15 protein-coding genes are annotated in these 15,012 nt (G+C 44.8%); 7 read left to right on the top strand and 8 right to left on the bottom strand.

Going from position 1 to position 15,012, the window contains the following annotated elements:
* Positions 1-4: 4 nt before the first annotated feature.
* Positions 5-820 (bottom strand): helix-turn-helix domain-containing protein, encoded by an 816-nt coding sequence (locus tag MJO46_RS16515; protein ID WP_367880937.1) that lies wholly within the window; start codon positions 818-820, stop codon positions 5-7.
* Between the two features lie 84 nt (positions 821-904).
* Between MJO46_RS16515 and MJO46_RS16510 the strand changes: the two genes are divergently transcribed.
* Positions 905-1,621, top strand: coding sequence for a type 1 glutamine amidotransferase (locus MJO46_RS16510; RefSeq protein WP_253990266.1), 717 nt, complete (start codon positions 905-907; stop codon positions 1,619-1,621).
* Positions 1,622-1,688: 67 nt separating this feature from the next.
* Here MJO46_RS16510 and MJO46_RS16505 read toward each other — a convergent pair whose 3' ends face one another.
* From MJO46_RS16505 to MJO46_RS16485, 5 genes are all read right to left on the bottom strand, one after another.
* Complete coding sequence (locus MJO46_RS16505) at positions 1,689-3,371, bottom strand: glucan biosynthesis protein (RefSeq protein WP_253990265.1); 1,683 nt, start codon at positions 3,369-3,371, stop codon at positions 1,689-1,691.
* 261 nt (positions 3,372-3,632) lie between these two features.
* A complete protein-coding gene (locus MJO46_RS16500) occupies positions 3,633-5,105 on the bottom strand; it encodes a carbon starvation protein A (RefSeq protein ID WP_253990264.1) in 1,473 nt (490 codons plus the stop codon).
* Positions 5,106-5,330: 225 nt separating this feature from the next.
* Positions 5,331-5,807: a GNAT family N-acetyltransferase gene (locus MJO46_RS16495; RefSeq protein WP_253990263.1), complete on the bottom strand. Its 477-nt coding sequence runs from the start codon at positions 5,805-5,807 to the stop codon at positions 5,331-5,333.
* Positions 5,808-5,978: 171 nt separating this feature from the next.
* Positions 5,979-6,713, bottom strand: coding sequence for an LrgB family protein (locus MJO46_RS16490; protein ID WP_253990262.1), 735 nt, complete (start codon positions 6,711-6,713; stop codon positions 5,979-5,981).
* A 1-nt stretch (position 6,714) separates the two neighbouring features.
* Positions 6,715-7,146, bottom strand: coding sequence for a CidA/LrgA family protein (locus MJO46_RS16485; protein ID WP_253990261.1), 432 nt, complete (start codon positions 7,144-7,146; stop codon positions 6,715-6,717).
* 136 nt (positions 7,147-7,282) lie between these two features.
* Between MJO46_RS16485 and MJO46_RS16480 the strand changes: the two genes are divergently transcribed.
* Positions 7,283-8,173, top strand: a complete 891-nt coding sequence (locus MJO46_RS16480) for a LysR family transcriptional regulator (protein ID WP_253990260.1) — start codon at positions 7,283-7,285, stop codon at positions 8,171-8,173.
* Between the two features lie 137 nt (positions 8,174-8,310).
* On the opposite strand, the gene MJO46_RS16475 is transcribed toward MJO46_RS16480, so the two are convergent.
* Positions 8,311-9,135 (bottom strand): hypothetical protein, encoded by an 825-nt coding sequence (locus MJO46_RS16475; protein WP_253990259.1) that lies wholly within the window; start codon positions 9,133-9,135, stop codon positions 8,311-8,313.
* Positions 9,136-9,556: 421 nt separating this feature from the next.
* On the opposite strand from MJO46_RS16475, the gene MJO46_RS16470 reads away from it, so the two are divergent.
* Genes MJO46_RS16470 through MJO46_RS16460 form a run of 3 tightly spaced genes read left to right on the top strand, consistent with a single transcriptional unit; the run spans position 9,557 to position 11,695 of the window.
* Positions 9,557-10,291: a basic amino acid ABC transporter substrate-binding protein gene (locus tag MJO46_RS16470; protein WP_253990258.1), complete on the top strand. Its 735-nt coding sequence runs from the start codon at positions 9,557-9,559 to the stop codon at positions 10,289-10,291.
* Between the two features lie 5 nt (positions 10,292-10,296).
* Entirely contained in the window at positions 10,297-10,977 is a 681-nt protein-coding gene (locus MJO46_RS16465; protein ID WP_253990257.1) for an amino acid ABC transporter permease, read from the top strand.
* On the top strand, positions 10,970-11,695 hold the full coding sequence (locus tag MJO46_RS16460; protein WP_253990256.1) for an amino acid ABC transporter ATP-binding protein: 726 nt from the start codon (positions 10,970-10,972) through the stop codon (positions 11,693-11,695). Before MJO46_RS16465 ends, MJO46_RS16460 begins: the two co-directional genes overlap by 8 nt.
* 205 nt (positions 11,696-11,900) lie before the next feature.
* Here MJO46_RS16460 and MJO46_RS16455 read toward each other — a convergent pair whose 3' ends face one another.
* Positions 11,901-12,911 (bottom strand): sugar-binding protein, encoded by a 1,011-nt coding sequence (locus MJO46_RS16455; RefSeq protein WP_253990255.1) that lies wholly within the window; start codon positions 12,909-12,911, stop codon positions 11,901-11,903.
* 419 nt (positions 12,912-13,330) lie between these two features.
* Here MJO46_RS16455 and nfsB point away from each other — a divergent pair, with 419 nt between their 5' ends.
* Together nfsB and MJO46_RS16445 are read left to right on the top strand one after the other, a co-directional pair.
* Positions 13,331-13,984 (top strand): oxygen-insensitive NAD(P)H nitroreductase, encoded by a 654-nt coding sequence (gene nfsB, locus MJO46_RS16450; RefSeq protein WP_198780890.1) that lies wholly within the window; start codon positions 13,331-13,333, stop codon positions 13,982-13,984.
* A gap of 319 nt (positions 13,985-14,303) precedes the next feature.
* Complete coding sequence (locus MJO46_RS16445; RefSeq protein WP_253990254.1) at positions 14,304-14,948, top strand: DNA-J related domain-containing protein; 645 nt, start codon at positions 14,304-14,306, stop codon at positions 14,946-14,948.
* Positions 14,949-15,012: the final 64 nt, after the last annotated feature.

Raw genomic sequence — 15,012 nt, 5'->3', positions numbered from 1 at the left:
AGCGCTATACCCCATGATCGCCTAAGCGAAATCGCTGTGGCGTCATCCCAAAACGCTCCTTGAAGGCTTTGATATAGGATGAATCATTTTGATAACCAATTTGGTGGGCCACATTCTGTATTGATAGGTCAGTGGCCAATAATGACAGCGAATAGATCAGCCGCAAATGTTGACGCCATAATACGAATGAAGAACCAAACTCTCTCACAAATAACCTCGACAATGTTCGTTCCGATGCCCCAACCATCTCCCCCCATTTCGCTAAAGAGAAATCTAAAGCTGGCGTTTGGGTTAAATGCTCAAAAATCAATTTTAGACGCCTATCTTGCGGTATCAGTAACTTAAACGTCTGTCCTTCCGCACTATTAATTTGATCGTATAACACCTCAAGCAAACGCAGTATTGGCGCCAGAACCATTGGCTCAACATTCATTGGGATATTAAAAGCACATTGTTTTCTGAGCGTTAGCACTAACTCCCTTAGAAAAGCACTCATAGCGACGGGTTTAATTGTGGCGCCATAATCTCGCCCATACATAGGATTCAAATAGACACCAATAAAGCAGGTATCTGTAATCGCAACAGACTCATGTATCACACCAGCTGGCACAAAAAGCGCTGTGGTATGGGGGACTAAAAACAGTGTCCCATTTGCCTCTGTCTGTAACAGACCTTGGAGCGGAAAAATAAGCTGATGCCAGCAGTGCTGGTGTAAAACATCCACATAACCCTTCTGCATCTCAATCGTTTTTACAAAAGAAGGCATATTAGGCGCTTGCTCAATAATGGCGTTAATCGAATCGAGTTGGCGATTTAGCATCATTACTTGTCCATATGACGTTATTCAGCCAAATACAAAGGATTGTAGCATAGCGTTATCCCATAAAAGACACAGGAAAAATCGATGCGCATTCATTGCATTATCCATGAAAGCTATGAAGGTCCAGGCTATTTTAGCGATTGGGCCGCAAGCAAAAACTACAGTATGAGCTTTAGCAGAGTCTATCTAGGTGAAGCCCTACCCGACAATAGTGATGGTTTTGATCTATTAATTATCCTCGGCGGCCCCCAGTCTCCCGCGACGTGCCAAAGCGATTGCCCATATTTTGATAGCCAAGCAGAACAAAGACTTATCAGACAAGCTATCCAAACAAATAAAGCCGTTGTGGGGGTTTGTCTTGGGGCACAGTTAATCGGTGAGGCATTAGGTGCCCGTTATCAAAAGAGTCCACATGCCGAGATTGGTTACTTCCCCATTGAACTGACAGCGGCAGGAAAAAGTGATATTAACCTTAAGGCATTTTCGACCACTGAAGTGGTCGGCCACTGGCATAATGATATGCCAGGCCTCACTCCCGATTGCGAAGTGCTCGCCACGAGTGAAGCTTGCCCACGGCAAATTGTACGTTACACAAATTTAGTCTTTGGATTCCAATGCCATCTTGAATTTATCAGTAGCCAATTAACACCACTCATTGCCCAAGAAAATGCTTTTTCCAGCCGGCCTAAAATGCCATATATTCAAAGCCCTGAGTTTATCCTGGAGCAATCAACGACTCGAATGAATCAGTTGCTGGGGCATTTTTTAGATAATCTAGTCTTAACCTATCAAGCTGTATAAGAATAGAGCCAAAACAAAAACGCCAGCTAAGTTAGCTGGCGTTTTAGGTTAATGACTCACAAATAGCTTATTGCAGATGACCCGCGTTGTGCAATTCACGATCATCCTTAGCAGGTGGAGTCCACTGATACATCCAAGTCTCAGACAATGGCTGACCATCGACCTCCAAATAGACTCTCAGGTTAATAGGCTCTGTACCGTCTCCGGGTGGCACTACGTCAAACATAGCGCGATAACCATTAATCGACGCTAACGGACGCGCTGATTCAATTTCGACTTTACCTTCAGATGCAGTGATCACCGCTTTAACTTGGGTGTCTTTGCCTATCATAGGCAAAGTGCCGCCCGCGAAATCCACCACAAAACGCTTACTGTAGTATTTGCGTTTTTGGCCAACTACGCCGCCAATCCCGGTGAAGGTATCAACAACCCGAGCACGGGGTGACTGAACCGGTGGAATGCCGCCCCAGTACATGTTGTAGCTGTATAGCAATTCTTGACCTGGCAGGATAGGCTCAGCAGGATTCCAGAAGGCCACTATGTTATCGAAGGTTTCATCTAGGGTTGGAATTTCCACTAGCTGTACCGAACCTTTACCCCAGTTCCCCGTTGGTTCGATCCACAGGCTCGGACGTTTTTCATAGAAAACACCATCATCCTGATAATGATCGAAGTTACGATCCCGCTGCAATAAACCAAAACCCTTTGGATTTTCATCGCTATAGGCGTTGAATCGCAGATTTTCTGGGTTAGCTAGCGGACGCCAAATCCATTCACCGTTGCCCGTGTGCATGGCTAAGCCATCGGTATCATGGATTTCTGGACGCCAGTCGTAACCGGTGCGGCGATCATTTTCACCGACCATATACATACTCGTTAGCGGTGCAACCCCTAAACGCTCTATGGCTTTACGTGGATAAATCGCCACATCCACCTTCATCTTTAAACGCTCACCCGGCTCGATATCGAAGCGATAAGCTCCAGTCACGCTCGGTGAATCAAGCAAGGCATAAACAGTTGCGATGTTAGAACCGGGTTGTGGTTTCTCTAACCAGAAGTGAGTAAACATCGGAAACTCTTCAGGTTTTGGCAATGCCGTATCTACAGCTAAACCACGGGCTGACAGGCCGTACTGCATTTCTTGGCCTACCGCACGGAAATAGCTAGCCCCTAAGAAGGCGACCACGTCCCGTTGCCAATCGGTATTAAACTGCATTCTAAAGCCAGCAAAACCTAGGTCCTTTGGCAACTGACTACCCTTCACTTTAGATTTGCCATAGTCAAACATCGAGGGTGAGTATTCGATAAGCTCCGCCTTTCCCCCATCAAGCTCATAGATGTGGACTGGCGTATCAAAATAGAGGCCTAAGTGAAACAGTTCGGCGCGAAACTCCGAATCATCCTCACGCCACATGGCGGCCTTTTTCTTATAATGGAATTGCTGGTAATCATCCCAGCTCATGCCCTGTAAGCTCTTAGGCAATTCGCCCTTATGGCTGACATAGGGCCCTGATGCTAGCGTATGGGCATAGCCTTTTAGCCAAGCATAGCTAAATGCTTCACCCTCTTGCGGTGTGCTAACCTTACTAGCCGCACAGGCCGAGAGACTCAGTAATACGCTGCAGGTCAGCAATACACTGCCAACCATACGTTGTAGGCGACCGCGGTGAGATTTAGCTTCAACCGATGAGGGTATTAGCCTAGTTCCACGGTTAACATTTCTTTGTTTGGGAAATAAATTGGGTTGCATAAGCAGACTCTGAATTGGTGTAACTTCCTGACACTTCTCTGCAAATTTAAGCGTTATTGCAGTGACTGCCCTGTGGAGAACTGTGGATGACAGTGATAAACATACCTCTATCTCCATCAGTTCGCCAGAATCTAACATAATTTCGATACAATGGAATATGGCTCGACAACAATATTCAATACTGACGCCAGTTTATGAAAATAGTATTAAAAAGGGCTACATAATGTAGCCCCTGATAAACAGTTAATCACAAACTAAATATTACTTCAGATCGACAACCACTTTACGTCTGTTATGGGCAATAATCAGTGCTACGAGGCAGATAACGCCCACCGCAATCCCCACAGGTTGGCTCAAAGATTGAGGTAAACCAAGCCCTATGCCCGCGGTAACGATATAGGAAACCGTCACACAGGTTCCAGCTATTGCAGGTAAACTCACAATCCAATGGAAAGTGCCTCTATCGAATAAATATTTAGTCGCTAGCCACAATACACTGGTCGATAACAACATATTTGAGAAGGCAAAGTAGCGCCAAATCAATGAGAAATCGATCTTTGTCATAAAGTAAGCAATGGTAAGGACCGGGGCTGCGACGAGTAAACGATTACGCATACTCTGTGGAATATTAAATGCGTCAATTATCGTTAAACGTAAGGATCTAAAAGCAGTATCTCCCGAAGTGATAGGGAATACAGCAACAGCAATAATCGCCATCACGCCGCCCAGTACTCCAAGATAGGTTGTCGCCACTTGGTTAACCACTAAGCCAGGACCACCTTGATCCAGCAGGCTCTTCAGTTCAACATATCCTCCAGGGAAAGCGGCAATACCCGCAGTAGCCCAGACACATGCCACAATACCTTCAGCAACCATAGCACCATAATAAACCGGACGAACATATTTCTCGTTGGTTAAACAGCGGGCCATAATTGGTGCTTGAGTCGAATGAAAACCACTAATTGCACCACAAGTAATAGTCACAAACAGCAGTGGCCATACAGGTAACCCATCAGGGTTAGGCTCGAGTAAGTCATTGTTATAATGACTATGGTCAAAATAGGCGAACACATCACCCATTTCTGGTAACTGCGGAGCATGGAGCATTAATGCAACTGCAATTGATGTGGTCATAACGACCATTAACAAACCAAATGCGGGATATAACTTGGTAATGATTTTATCAATCGGCAACATAGTCGCTAAAAAGTAATAAACTAAAATCACTAGTACCCAGAAGGTGTTATTGCCAAAAATGGTGTCTTTAAAGTAATCCAGATTACTCAAAAGTCCCGCTGGGCTCATAATAAACACCACGCCCACAAAAAACAGCAACATAGCAGTAAAGAGCAACATCACGCCTTTAAAGTAAATATTAAAGTAATGCCCTGCAATTTCCGGCAGACTTTTGCCATCTTCCTTAATACTGAGTACACCCGAAAAGTAATCGTGTACAGCACCACCAATAATATTGCCAAGCACAATCCAGACTAAAGCAATAGGACCATAGAGAGCGCCAAGAATAGGACCAAAAATCGGCCCCACACCAGCCACATTGAGGAACTGGATCAAAAACGCTTTGAAGGGGTGAACAGGAACATAATCCACGCCATCTTTAAATCTGGCTTGAGGAGTCAGTGCCTTAGGATCGATACCCGCTTGGCGTTCAACAAATGGACTGTAAAACCGGTATGCAAGCGCTAACAGCGCAAGACAAATGAAGAAAATTAACATTATTTAATTACCCATACTTTAGTGGGAGATGATTAAATGATGAGTTTCATTGAGTTATGCAGTGAGGTCAAGCTACTCAGCATTAGACTAAAGTCGGGTTGATAAATCTAAATTTACGATAAGACTCGCTTATCTAAATAGATTTCTCAAATAATGTGTTCGCTAAAATAAATCAAATCTCCTCGATAAATGTTTAAGCCATTGGCCAAATAGCCTGTTTCAGCATCAGCGCAGCACAAACTCGAACAATGGCGCAGCGTCACCCTCCTCTTGAATTAAACCATCCGTATTTACAAATCCGTGACGTTGCAACACCCGCTGAGATGCGATGTTATGCTTCGCAACATGGGCAAAAAGCGGCCTTGAGGCGACTAAAGGTAAAAAAGCGCTCAAGGTTAACGTCGCCACCCCACGCCCCCAAAATGCGCGGTCAACCCAGTAACCAATCAGCGCCTGTCCATCCACATGCCAATGGCCGATATTTCCCACAAGCAGACCATCCACCTCTATCCCCAGTGCCAGCACAGACGCCTGCCCGAGAATATTTTGCTGCCAATGGGCAAAAAAAGCCTCACGATCCCGCGAGGGGAACTGTGCCAATTGGCAAGCAATCGGATCCCGTTGATGGATAAAGAGTTGCTCAAGGTCGCTTTGCTTGATTGGCCGTAGCGTCACATTCGACACGCTTGTCTGCTTTTCCATCCTAAGTCCCTACTCGATTCAATTTCGTCATAACTAACTACCAACTAAAAAAATGGGCGCATAACCCAAGCAGAGGTTAGCGCCCGAAGAGGTAAAACAAAATCATTAAAGCTGACGAAATTAAATTAAAGTCGAGATGGTTAACGCAAACTCACTAATCACTCACTAAAACTAACTGAAGATCACTGCAAACACCGGAGCGCCTAACACCATAGCAATACCGATAAAAATCATGGTTAAACTGGCGATAACGCCCTCCTGCTGGCCTAACTCGCTGGCTTTGGCGGCGCCTGCCCCATGGGCCGATGCCCCCAGCGCAACACCTTTACCTAGGGAGGTTCGAATGTGCATCAGCTTAAATAAGGGTTCGCACACTAACATACCAATAATCCCCGTGATCAGTACCATCATGGCGGTAAGCTCTGGCACCCCACCAAACGCCCCCGTCGCCTCCATCGCAAAGGGCGTTGAAACCGAGCGTACTAATAGACTCCTTGAAAGCTCAGCGGGAAGTGGCACCCACTTCACTAACAACCAACTCGAGATCATCCCCAAAAATAGCCCTGCCACTACACCCAAAGTGAGAGTCAGTGGATACTGACGGATCAACTGGCGTTCGCGGTAAATCGGCAGCGCAAAGGCGATGGTCGCCGGAGCCAACATGGCCATTAGCCAATGGGTGTATTCAAAATAGGTCGGCAAGGGAATATCTAAGTTAAATACCAATAGAGTGATCACCACTGGGGCGAATACTATCGGTGCTAGCCACCAGACTTTATGGAGTTGATATAAACGTTTAGCGGCAAAATAACTGCATAGGGTCAGCAATAGGCTAAGCAGTGCTAGCCCTGTTTGAGAAAACAATAACGAGGATAAACCCACAGCGCTTAGATCTAGGTTAAACATCCTAAATGGCCTTAGCATGGCGGCGAGCATGCTTCTTAATATTGAGCTGACGTTCGAAACGAAACACTCTGTCTACCACAAATCCCGTTCCCACCATCACACAGATACTACCCATCACCAGCGTAAAAAGGATATTGATGCCATATTGCTCAAATAGTCCTTCATACTTGATAACGGATATCACGGGCGGAATAAAAAACAGCAATAACTCACCGATAAGCCATGCGGCGCCCAATTGCACTGCACTCTCAGGTATAAGTTTAGAACCGAGTAAAATCAATAATATGCCTAAACCAAGCACGCTACCCGGTATGGGTAAATGCGCCCAAATTGCCAGCCAGTGGCAAGCAAAGGACAACAAACAAAACAAACCTATTTGAATAAAGAGCAAAGCCCCATAGCGGCATCGACGTATTGCGGCTGGAAATAACATGACGTTCTCGATTAACTCTCAGTTTCTGTAGTGAACAGTTTCTATAGCGATAGTTTAGGCTTGCCTATTTAATAAAAAAAATGAATATTAAGAATGTAATCCATAATTTTTAAGAATGCATTTAAGGTGAGTAAACATGGATCTGAAAGTGATCCGCTATTTTATTGAAATCGTTGATGCGGGCGGCTTTGGTAAAGCAGGGGAAAAAGTACACCTTACTCAGCCCGCCCTCTCCAAAGCCGTAAGGCAATTAGAGGATGAACTGGAACTGACCTTGCTGGAACGGGGTAAACGCGGCACTCAAGTTAAACTCACCCCCGCAGGAGAAGTCGTCTATCGCCACGGTAAAGAATTGCTCGCGGGAAGACAACGCATGCTAGCCGAACTCGCGGCGCAGCGCAGCTTAACCGCCGGTGAACTCAATCTCGGATTAGCTCCGCTGGGCAGCGCCGAAATTTTTGCCCCAATAATTGCCAAATATCGCCAGCAATACCCACAAATAGAGATGCACTTGCTCGTCCGTGGCGGCGTTGAGCAAACCATTGCTATTCAAAAGGGGGAAATTGAGCTCGCCACAGGGATCATCAACTTCGATGAGGGTTACGATGGCATTCGGGTATTTAACGATCCTATGGTTGTCGTACTACCAAGGGAAAATGCCTTAGCTTCCAGAACTATGCTGTCGATTATCGATCTAAAGGATCAGCCTCAGGTCATGTTTGAAACCGAGTATACCCTCTACCAATTAGTGCTTAAGGCCTGCCAGCTTACGGGATTTACTCCCCAAAATATCACCCGTGTCAGCCAAGCCGATTTTGGTATTGCCTTAGTGGCAGCGGGCACGGGAGTGATGATACTGCCGCGCTCAATCGCACGGCGTTATAGTGTCGCTGGAGTCGTTAATATTCCGCTAGCAAGTGACGAACTGCGTTGGGAGTTGTCACTCTTTTGGCGTAGAGATCAAGTGTTATCCTTCGCGGCCAAGGCCATGATTAACTTGGTCGAGAAGCACTTAGCCCATAAATAATGTCCACTTTTGGCGCTGCTCTTCCGCCTAAACGCAGCCTGAGCACCCCAGACTCTGGGACGCTCAGGACTCTGAAGCTTGAAACTCTGAAACCCTGAAGCTCTGAAGCTTCAAATTCGAGGCTCTGGGACTCAGGGCTACCAAGGCACTACGAGGCTCAAACGCACTAAGGTATCGTTATCCCAAGGTAAAATAGGCAGATAATCGGGTGAATTCACATCGACCTTGGCGTAGTGATCAAGATTGTATTGAGTGTGCTCAATGTCCAATACCCACTGGCTATGCTCAGCCCAGAAATTGGTTTGGTAGGTCAGGTCAAATCGATATTGATCTTCAAGCCATGCGTCACCATCATGCCAAGTTTGCGCTGCAATGTTCATATGTAACTTAGGCGTGATATCCAAACCAAAACGGCCCATCGCAGTGTAGGCGAGCCCATCGTTGCCAAAATCGCCCCTGTCATAACCTCGGGTCCTTGGCACGTCGTCATCAATCTCCATGAAGTAATATCCGGCGCCCGCCTTTAGCTGGGCCAGCATTCGCTGACCTTGGTAATTGGCAGTTAATGCTGGAAATAACTTAATTTGTTTTTCTACCGAGCTAACCGTATTACGTTTGCCCTGTAAGTCGACCTGCCAACCTAGGAAAAAAGCGGGATTAACACGATAGAGTTCACCTATCGCGGCATAATCAGATTTAAACCAGACGGGAATATGATCAGGGTCTAAATCGTCCACATCCACGTCGAGGTAAACGTCGAGCAAAGCGGAAAGCTGAATATCCGACGCGGTTTGGTGCGCGATATACAAGCTCATATTCGCACCAAAGGTGTGGGAGTTTTCCTCATCCACCACAAAATCGTGAATACCTAAGCTGTAATGCCATTGAGTTTGTTCTTCAGCACTCACCGACGTTGATAAATTTAATAAAAAAGCAAGCGACGCTAAACTAAGGTATCTCACATTCTGCTCCAATAGTTGCTATTTAATCCTGACTAAAGATTAGCCTAATTTATGCAAAAAATAACCATAACCCCTTAAAAGGTGTGATTAAAATGCCAATAAAATAATCAATTTGGCCAAGCATTTATCGTAAATGGTGCAAAAATTACATTTTTATTCAACGAATGAATAGAAACTGATTTAAATCATCGCAGCATAAAACGGAGGTTTATCGCCCAACCCCACCAATACACAACAAACTAACTATTTAAAAACAATTCAATATCAAATAAAGCCACAGCAAAAAACGGTTTAAAAATCACCAGTAAGATTTAAACGCTAAAATGAATTTATAATCATTTTTACAGCATAAATATTGACACAATCCATTCATCTGCCTATAGTCGCCGTCAGCACAATTAAATTGATAAGAGAGCCAAAAATGAAAAAATCCATGTTATTAGGCGGCCTGACCTTAACTGCCACCTTGTTGTTAGCTGGATGCGGAAAAAGCGATGAGGTATTAGTGGTGGGCACCAACGCCGCCTTCCCTCCCTTCGAATATGTTGGTGGCCAAAGTGGTGATGAAATCAAAGGCTTTGATATCGATCTGGCAAAGCAGATTGCCAAGGATGCGGGCAAAACGCTCAAAATCGAAAATATGAAATTCGATTCGCTTATCGTTGCGCTCAATTCCGGCAAAATTGACTTTATCGCCTCGGGCATGACAATCACCCCAGAACGCCAAGCCAGCGTTAACTTTTCAGAGCCATACTACGAGGCGACCCAAGTAATACTCGTTAACAAAGATAACGATAGTATTCATACGCTCGAAGATATTAAGGGTAAACACTTTGCAGTGCAGCTCGGCTCAACCGCCGATATGATGGCAAAAAAATATACCGAGCAAGTCACCGCCTTTAACACGGGTTTTGAAGCCATTATGGAACTTAAAAATGCCAAGGTAGATTTAGTGCTATTCGATAGCGAACCCGCCGCTAACTATCTGGCTAAAAATCCTGAATTAAAGATGATTAAACTGGACTTTCCCGCTGAGTTTTATGGTTTTGCCGTATCGAAACAACAGCCTGAACTGCTGGCGAGCATCAACAAAACACTGGCTAACATGAAAGCCGACGGCCAATATCAGACGCTCGTTTCTGCCCATATCAAGTGATACCTATGATAGATGCAATCAATACCTCGCTATTTAGCCCAATAGGCGACGATGGCATGATAGGCATACTGCTGATTTTAAATGGTTTGAAGGTCACGCTTATCGTCACTTTCTTTGCCATGTTATTAGGTGCAGTACTGGGCGTTGGCACCACGCTGATGAAAATGTCATCTAAGTGGTATATCCGCTTTCCCGCCAATCTTTATGTCGGCGTGATCCGTGGTACGCCAGTGGTTGTGCAGTTAGTGATCCTTTACTTCATCGTACTTTCAGCCTTAGATGTCGATAAGATCACCGCCGCTATTATCGCCTTTGGTCTCAATAGCGGCGCCTATATTTCGGAGATCATCCGCGCGGGGATTCAAGCCGTCGACAAAGGGCAAACCGAAGCGGCACGTTCACTTGGCTTATCCCAAGCGATGACCATGAAGTCGATTATTCTGCCCCAAGCGATCAAGAATATTCTGCCCGCCCTTGGTAATGAATTTATCGTGCTCCTCAAGGAAACCGCCGTCATCGGCTTTATCGGTGGCGTTGACCTGATGCGCGCCGGTGAAATCATCCGTAGCCGTACCTTCGAGGACAGTGTGCCCTTATTTACCTGCGCCCTTATTTATCTATTCCTGACCTACAGCTTCACGTTTGTGCTGTCGAAATTTGAAAAGAGGTTGAAACAAAGTGATTAAAATAACCAACCTGCATAAAAACTTCGGCGATAACCAAGTGCTCAAGGGCATTAGCGAGCATATTCGTCAGGGCGAAGTGGTGAGCGTGATCGGTCCAAGCGGCAGTGGCAAGAGTACCTTTTTGCGCTGTATCAATCTGTTAGAACAGCCAAGCCAAGGCGATATCGAGATTGAAGGTCAATTGATCACAGCGCCAAACGCCTGCGTCGATAAACTGCGGCAGAAAGTGGGGATGGTGTTTCAAAACTTTAACCTGTTCCCCCATAAAACCGTCATCCAAAACATCACCTTAGCGCCCATCAGCCTAAAACTAATGACGCAGTCTCAGGCGGAAGAAAAAGCTTTAGCACTACTGGCACAGGTTGGTTTAAGTGACAAAGCTAATGCCTACCCCGCTAGTCTATCGGGCGGCCAAAAACAAAGGGTCGCCATTGCCCGCGCATTAGCGATGGAGCCGGACTTAATGCTGTTCGATGAGCCAACATCGGCGCTCGACCCTGAAATGGTCGGCGATGTGCTCGACGTGATGAAAGACTTAGCGCTAAAGGGCATGACCATGGTGATTGTCACCCACGAAATGGGCTTTGCCCGCGATGTATCCGATCGGGTGATCTTTATGGACGGCGGTTATGTGGTCGAATCTAGCCCACCCGATGAGCTATTCAGCCACCCCAAAGAAGCCCGTACCCAAGCATTTTTAAGCAAGGTACTGCGTTAATCAAACTCAATATTCATTGCTCTAAACAGTTAGTTCAGCGGGCTGACTGTTCCATCAGTTAACGATGGAACAGTTAGCTAACGTCAATATCAGGCAGTGAACGCCAGTAAGCTTCTAATGACTTAAAGAAACATCCGGTTTTATCTACATCCAAATATCGAAGATGTTGATAGCCATGCTGAATAGTATCATCTTAGTCATACCATTACATTCCTGTACGCTTATCGCAGGTATCGAAGTTCTGTGGCGTGCAAAATGTGACAGGTGTGTAGATTATTTCTTCATACTTTTGTTTTGTGACAATACTATGTAGCGTCAAAATTGCCTGCCTTCCCATTTCATAGGGATTTTGTCCCACATTGATATGAGCAAGATTATCTTTCAACATCATTAATTGTTCTGGAGAAGTGTCAGTAATAACGATGATGACCTCTTTGTCATTAATTTTTCCTCGGTATGGGGCAATCATCTCACGGTAGAGTGCATCATTATTTTGCGCCCAACCTCCAACCGCAATAAACGAGTCCGCTTTCACAGGCTTACCTTTCATGACAGACTCCATTTGTTTAACGGCTTGACTAAGTTGATCAAAATTAAATAAAGGTTCTCTCACTTCTGTCCAGCCCAGATCGTTATTAAGTAATTTTCCAGGAGGAGCATCGTATTTTTTTCCCGATAAAGCAGAACGAACCCCCATCAGCCTTAAATTCAAATTGGGGGAATCTGGTCGTCCTGATTGCATAATCAACGTTCCCCCATTAGGCCTAAGTTTTTTTAACTCTTCACCTAATGACTTACCCAGTTCAAAATTGTCAGTGCCTATATACGCCAAGCGAAAATTCTTAGGGTCGTCGTTGATAGATGCATCAAAATCAGAGTCATAGGTAACAATTGGAATTCCGGCTTCTTTGGCTCTTTTTAGGCTATGTTCTACGAGGTATTTAGATTGTGTAACCGCGACAGCAATACCATCGACACCTTCATCAATCAGTTGATTAATCACCTGATCTTGTAATCTAACACTGCTTATGTCTGGTCCTCGATAGATACATTCCACACCTTCTATTTGTGCAGCAGCATCTATACAGCCATTTTTACTTTGGTCAAAAAAAACACTATAAAATTTTGGCACTACAGCAAATTTCAATTCTTTCCCATAGCCAAAAGCTATTGGAAATAGGCTGAATACAATAAACAACATCAGTAATCTCGCCACACTTCCTCCAGAAAAAATGAAATAGTCACTTATGCTTCACAACAAAATGTAGCAAAGGAATAGCGTTAAAGACATAAGAAACAACAGTGTTATAGAGTATCCTTGATCTATATCAGTGATTCTCAATAGTGACTCACAACTATAAAAATACCAATTATAAAACAACAGTATAGAAAGACATCTTCTTATCTCTATCCACAAATGAGTGAGATTACTGTTAAGGTTTAGGATGACATCAGATATCCACTCTTAACACCCAATAAAGTCGTTTTCAGCACTAAGTATTCCCAGTGCTGATCCGACACTGTGTTTCAAAAATATTTTGAAACTGATAACCGTTTTGATCACATTGTTTTTTACGTAAACCCGCTTAAAATGCTGTACTAAATTTGTATTCCTCGATGATATGGAGCAGTTACATGAGTGATTTAAGTTTTCTCGCGAAAAAGCGTTACACCACTAAGGCGTTTGATCCTACTAAGACAATCCCTGCGGATAAAATAGAAGAAATCAAAACCTTATTGCAGTTCAGCCCATCATCGACTAACTCGCAGCCTTGGCACTTTGTGCTGGCCAGTACCGCCGAAGGCAAAGCGTTAGTGGCACAGGCGACCGAGAACTTCGCATTTAATACCCAAAAAATCCTCAATGCTTCCCATGTAGTCGTCCTCTGTACTCGCACCCAATTGGATGAAACACACTTACTGCAAGTGCTAGAGCAAGAAGCAAAGGATGGCCGTTTTGCCAACGAAGAAGCCAAGCAAGGCCAACATAATGGCCGCTCCTTCTTTGCCAATATGCACAAATATGAGCTGAAAGATGTGCAACATTGGATGGAAAAGCAGGTCTACTTAGCACTCGGCACCTTAATGCTAGGCGCGAGCGTGTTAGATATCGATGCCTGCCCGATTGAAGGCTTCGATGCCACTAAACTGAATCAAGTTTTAGGTCTACGGGAAAAGGGCCTATGTGCTTCCGTTGTCGTCGCCCTCGGCTATCGCTCGGAAGAAGATTTCAACGCCCTACTGCCTAAGTCTCGTTTAGCACAGGAAGTGATCTTCACCGAAATCTAAATCGACCTACAAATCGGCCTACAGTACAAATAGAATGCCCTTGATTTAACAGTGTTTAAATTTTTTGCATGAAAATACCGCTTAGCAGGCTCTTAATCATCCCTAAAACCAACAAAAAGATGGAGTGACTCGCGGAACCATTGCCCTAAAATCCATCTTTGCCTACACTTTTGCTCTATGGCATAGTCTCTTTTTACTGCGGTTTTATGGGCGAATGTAAGGCTTTAAAAACCACGGCTAGCCATAACCATTTGTTCGATAAGATAAAGCCTCTTTTCACCACTTAAGCTTTGCAAACCAATAGGATGGGACAGTCAGTATGTTATTTGCCAAACCCTCTCTCACTGAAGAACCTCAATCGATTCGAGTTGCAAACACTAAGGGTGATAACCCACTGATTTGGCCGTTGCTTACGGTTTTACAAGCTTCAAACCACAGTTGGAAAATCCATCATCTTGCGACAGAATTACAAAGCAAAGGGCTTATTCATCCCCTAGATGACAATCCGGGTAACGATCTTTTTAAGCGCAATTTCCTGTTGATGAATGCCCTGTTCGAATTACAAGACATACTGCTACCTAAGCAATGGCTGCAAGTTAAAGCCATGGAAATCCAAATATTTCGCTTAGTCCCATCTAATGTTAACCTGTTGATTATGCAAGATTCAGCCCTGAGGGATTACTACCTTGACTGGAATAATTACGATGCCAGTGAAAATGTCATTCGAGAGTTATTGGAAGCCTTCTGGAGCAGTTATAAGAGTTATATTGGCCTCAATGTAAACTTGATGAACAAGGGCCATGCCCTCAGAGTCTTTGAGTTAGATGAGAGTGCAAGCGCGCGGGATATTCGCAAACAATGGCGCCGTTTAGCCTTAAAATGGCATCCGGATCGGCCAGACGGTGATGCCACGCGGTTCCGCGAAGTCTGTGAGGCTTGGCAATCCCTAAGGGACATTGCTTAAGGCGCATTGCCGCTCACTATTGCAGCTAAATCATCCAGAAAGAAATGTGATCCCCTTTGCAGTA

The sequence above is a fragment of the Shewanella sp. KJ2020 genome (assembly GCF_024197625.1).
In the GTDB taxonomy this organism is placed as follows: Bacteria; Pseudomonadota; Gammaproteobacteria; order Enterobacterales; family Shewanellaceae; genus Shewanella.
This window is presented reverse-complemented; position numbering and strand designations above follow the sequence as displayed.

What these genes read in the sequence shown, in the direction of transcription:
- nfsB (WP_198780890.1), top strand. Translation starts at nt 13,331, where the DNA reads ATGAGTGATTTAAGTTTTCTCGCGAAAAAGCGTTACACCACTAAGGCG.
- MJO46_RS16445 (WP_253990254.1), top strand. Translation starts at nt 14,304, where the DNA reads ATGTTATTTGCCAAACCCTCTCTCACTGAAGAACCTCAATCGATTCGA.
- MJO46_RS16510 (WP_253990266.1), top strand. Translation starts at nt 905, where the DNA reads ATGCGCATTCATTGCATTATCCATGAAAGCTATGAAGGTCCAGGCTAT.
- MJO46_RS16505 (WP_253990265.1), bottom strand. Translation starts at nt 3,371, where the DNA reads ATGCAACCCAATTTATTTCCCAAACAAAGAAATGTTAACCGTGGAACT.
- MJO46_RS16490 (WP_253990262.1), bottom strand. Translation starts at nt 6,713, where the DNA reads ATGTTTAACCTAGATCTAAGCGCTGTGGGTTTATCCTCGTTATTGTTT.
- MJO46_RS16500 (WP_253990264.1), bottom strand. Translation starts at nt 5,105, where the DNA reads ATGTTAATTTTCTTCATTTGTCTTGCGCTGTTAGCGCTTGCATACCGG.
- MJO46_RS16485 (WP_253990261.1), bottom strand. Translation starts at nt 7,146, where the DNA reads ATGTTATTTCCAGCCGCAATACGTCGATGCCGCTATGGGGCTTTGCTC.
- MJO46_RS16495 (WP_253990263.1), bottom strand. Translation starts at nt 5,807, where the DNA reads ATGGAAAAGCAGACAAGCGTGTCGAATGTGACGCTACGGCCAATCAAG.
- MJO46_RS16515 (WP_367880937.1), bottom strand. Translation starts at nt 820, where the DNA reads ATGCTAAATCGCCAACTCGATTCGATTAACGCCATTATTGAGCAAGCG.
- MJO46_RS16470 (WP_253990258.1), top strand. Translation starts at nt 9,557, where the DNA reads ATGAAAAAATCCATGTTATTAGGCGGCCTGACCTTAACTGCCACCTTG.
- MJO46_RS16480 (WP_253990260.1), top strand. Translation starts at nt 7,283, where the DNA reads ATGGATCTGAAAGTGATCCGCTATTTTATTGAAATCGTTGATGCGGGC.
- MJO46_RS16465 (WP_253990257.1), top strand. Translation starts at nt 10,297, where the DNA reads ATGATAGATGCAATCAATACCTCGCTATTTAGCCCAATAGGCGACGAT.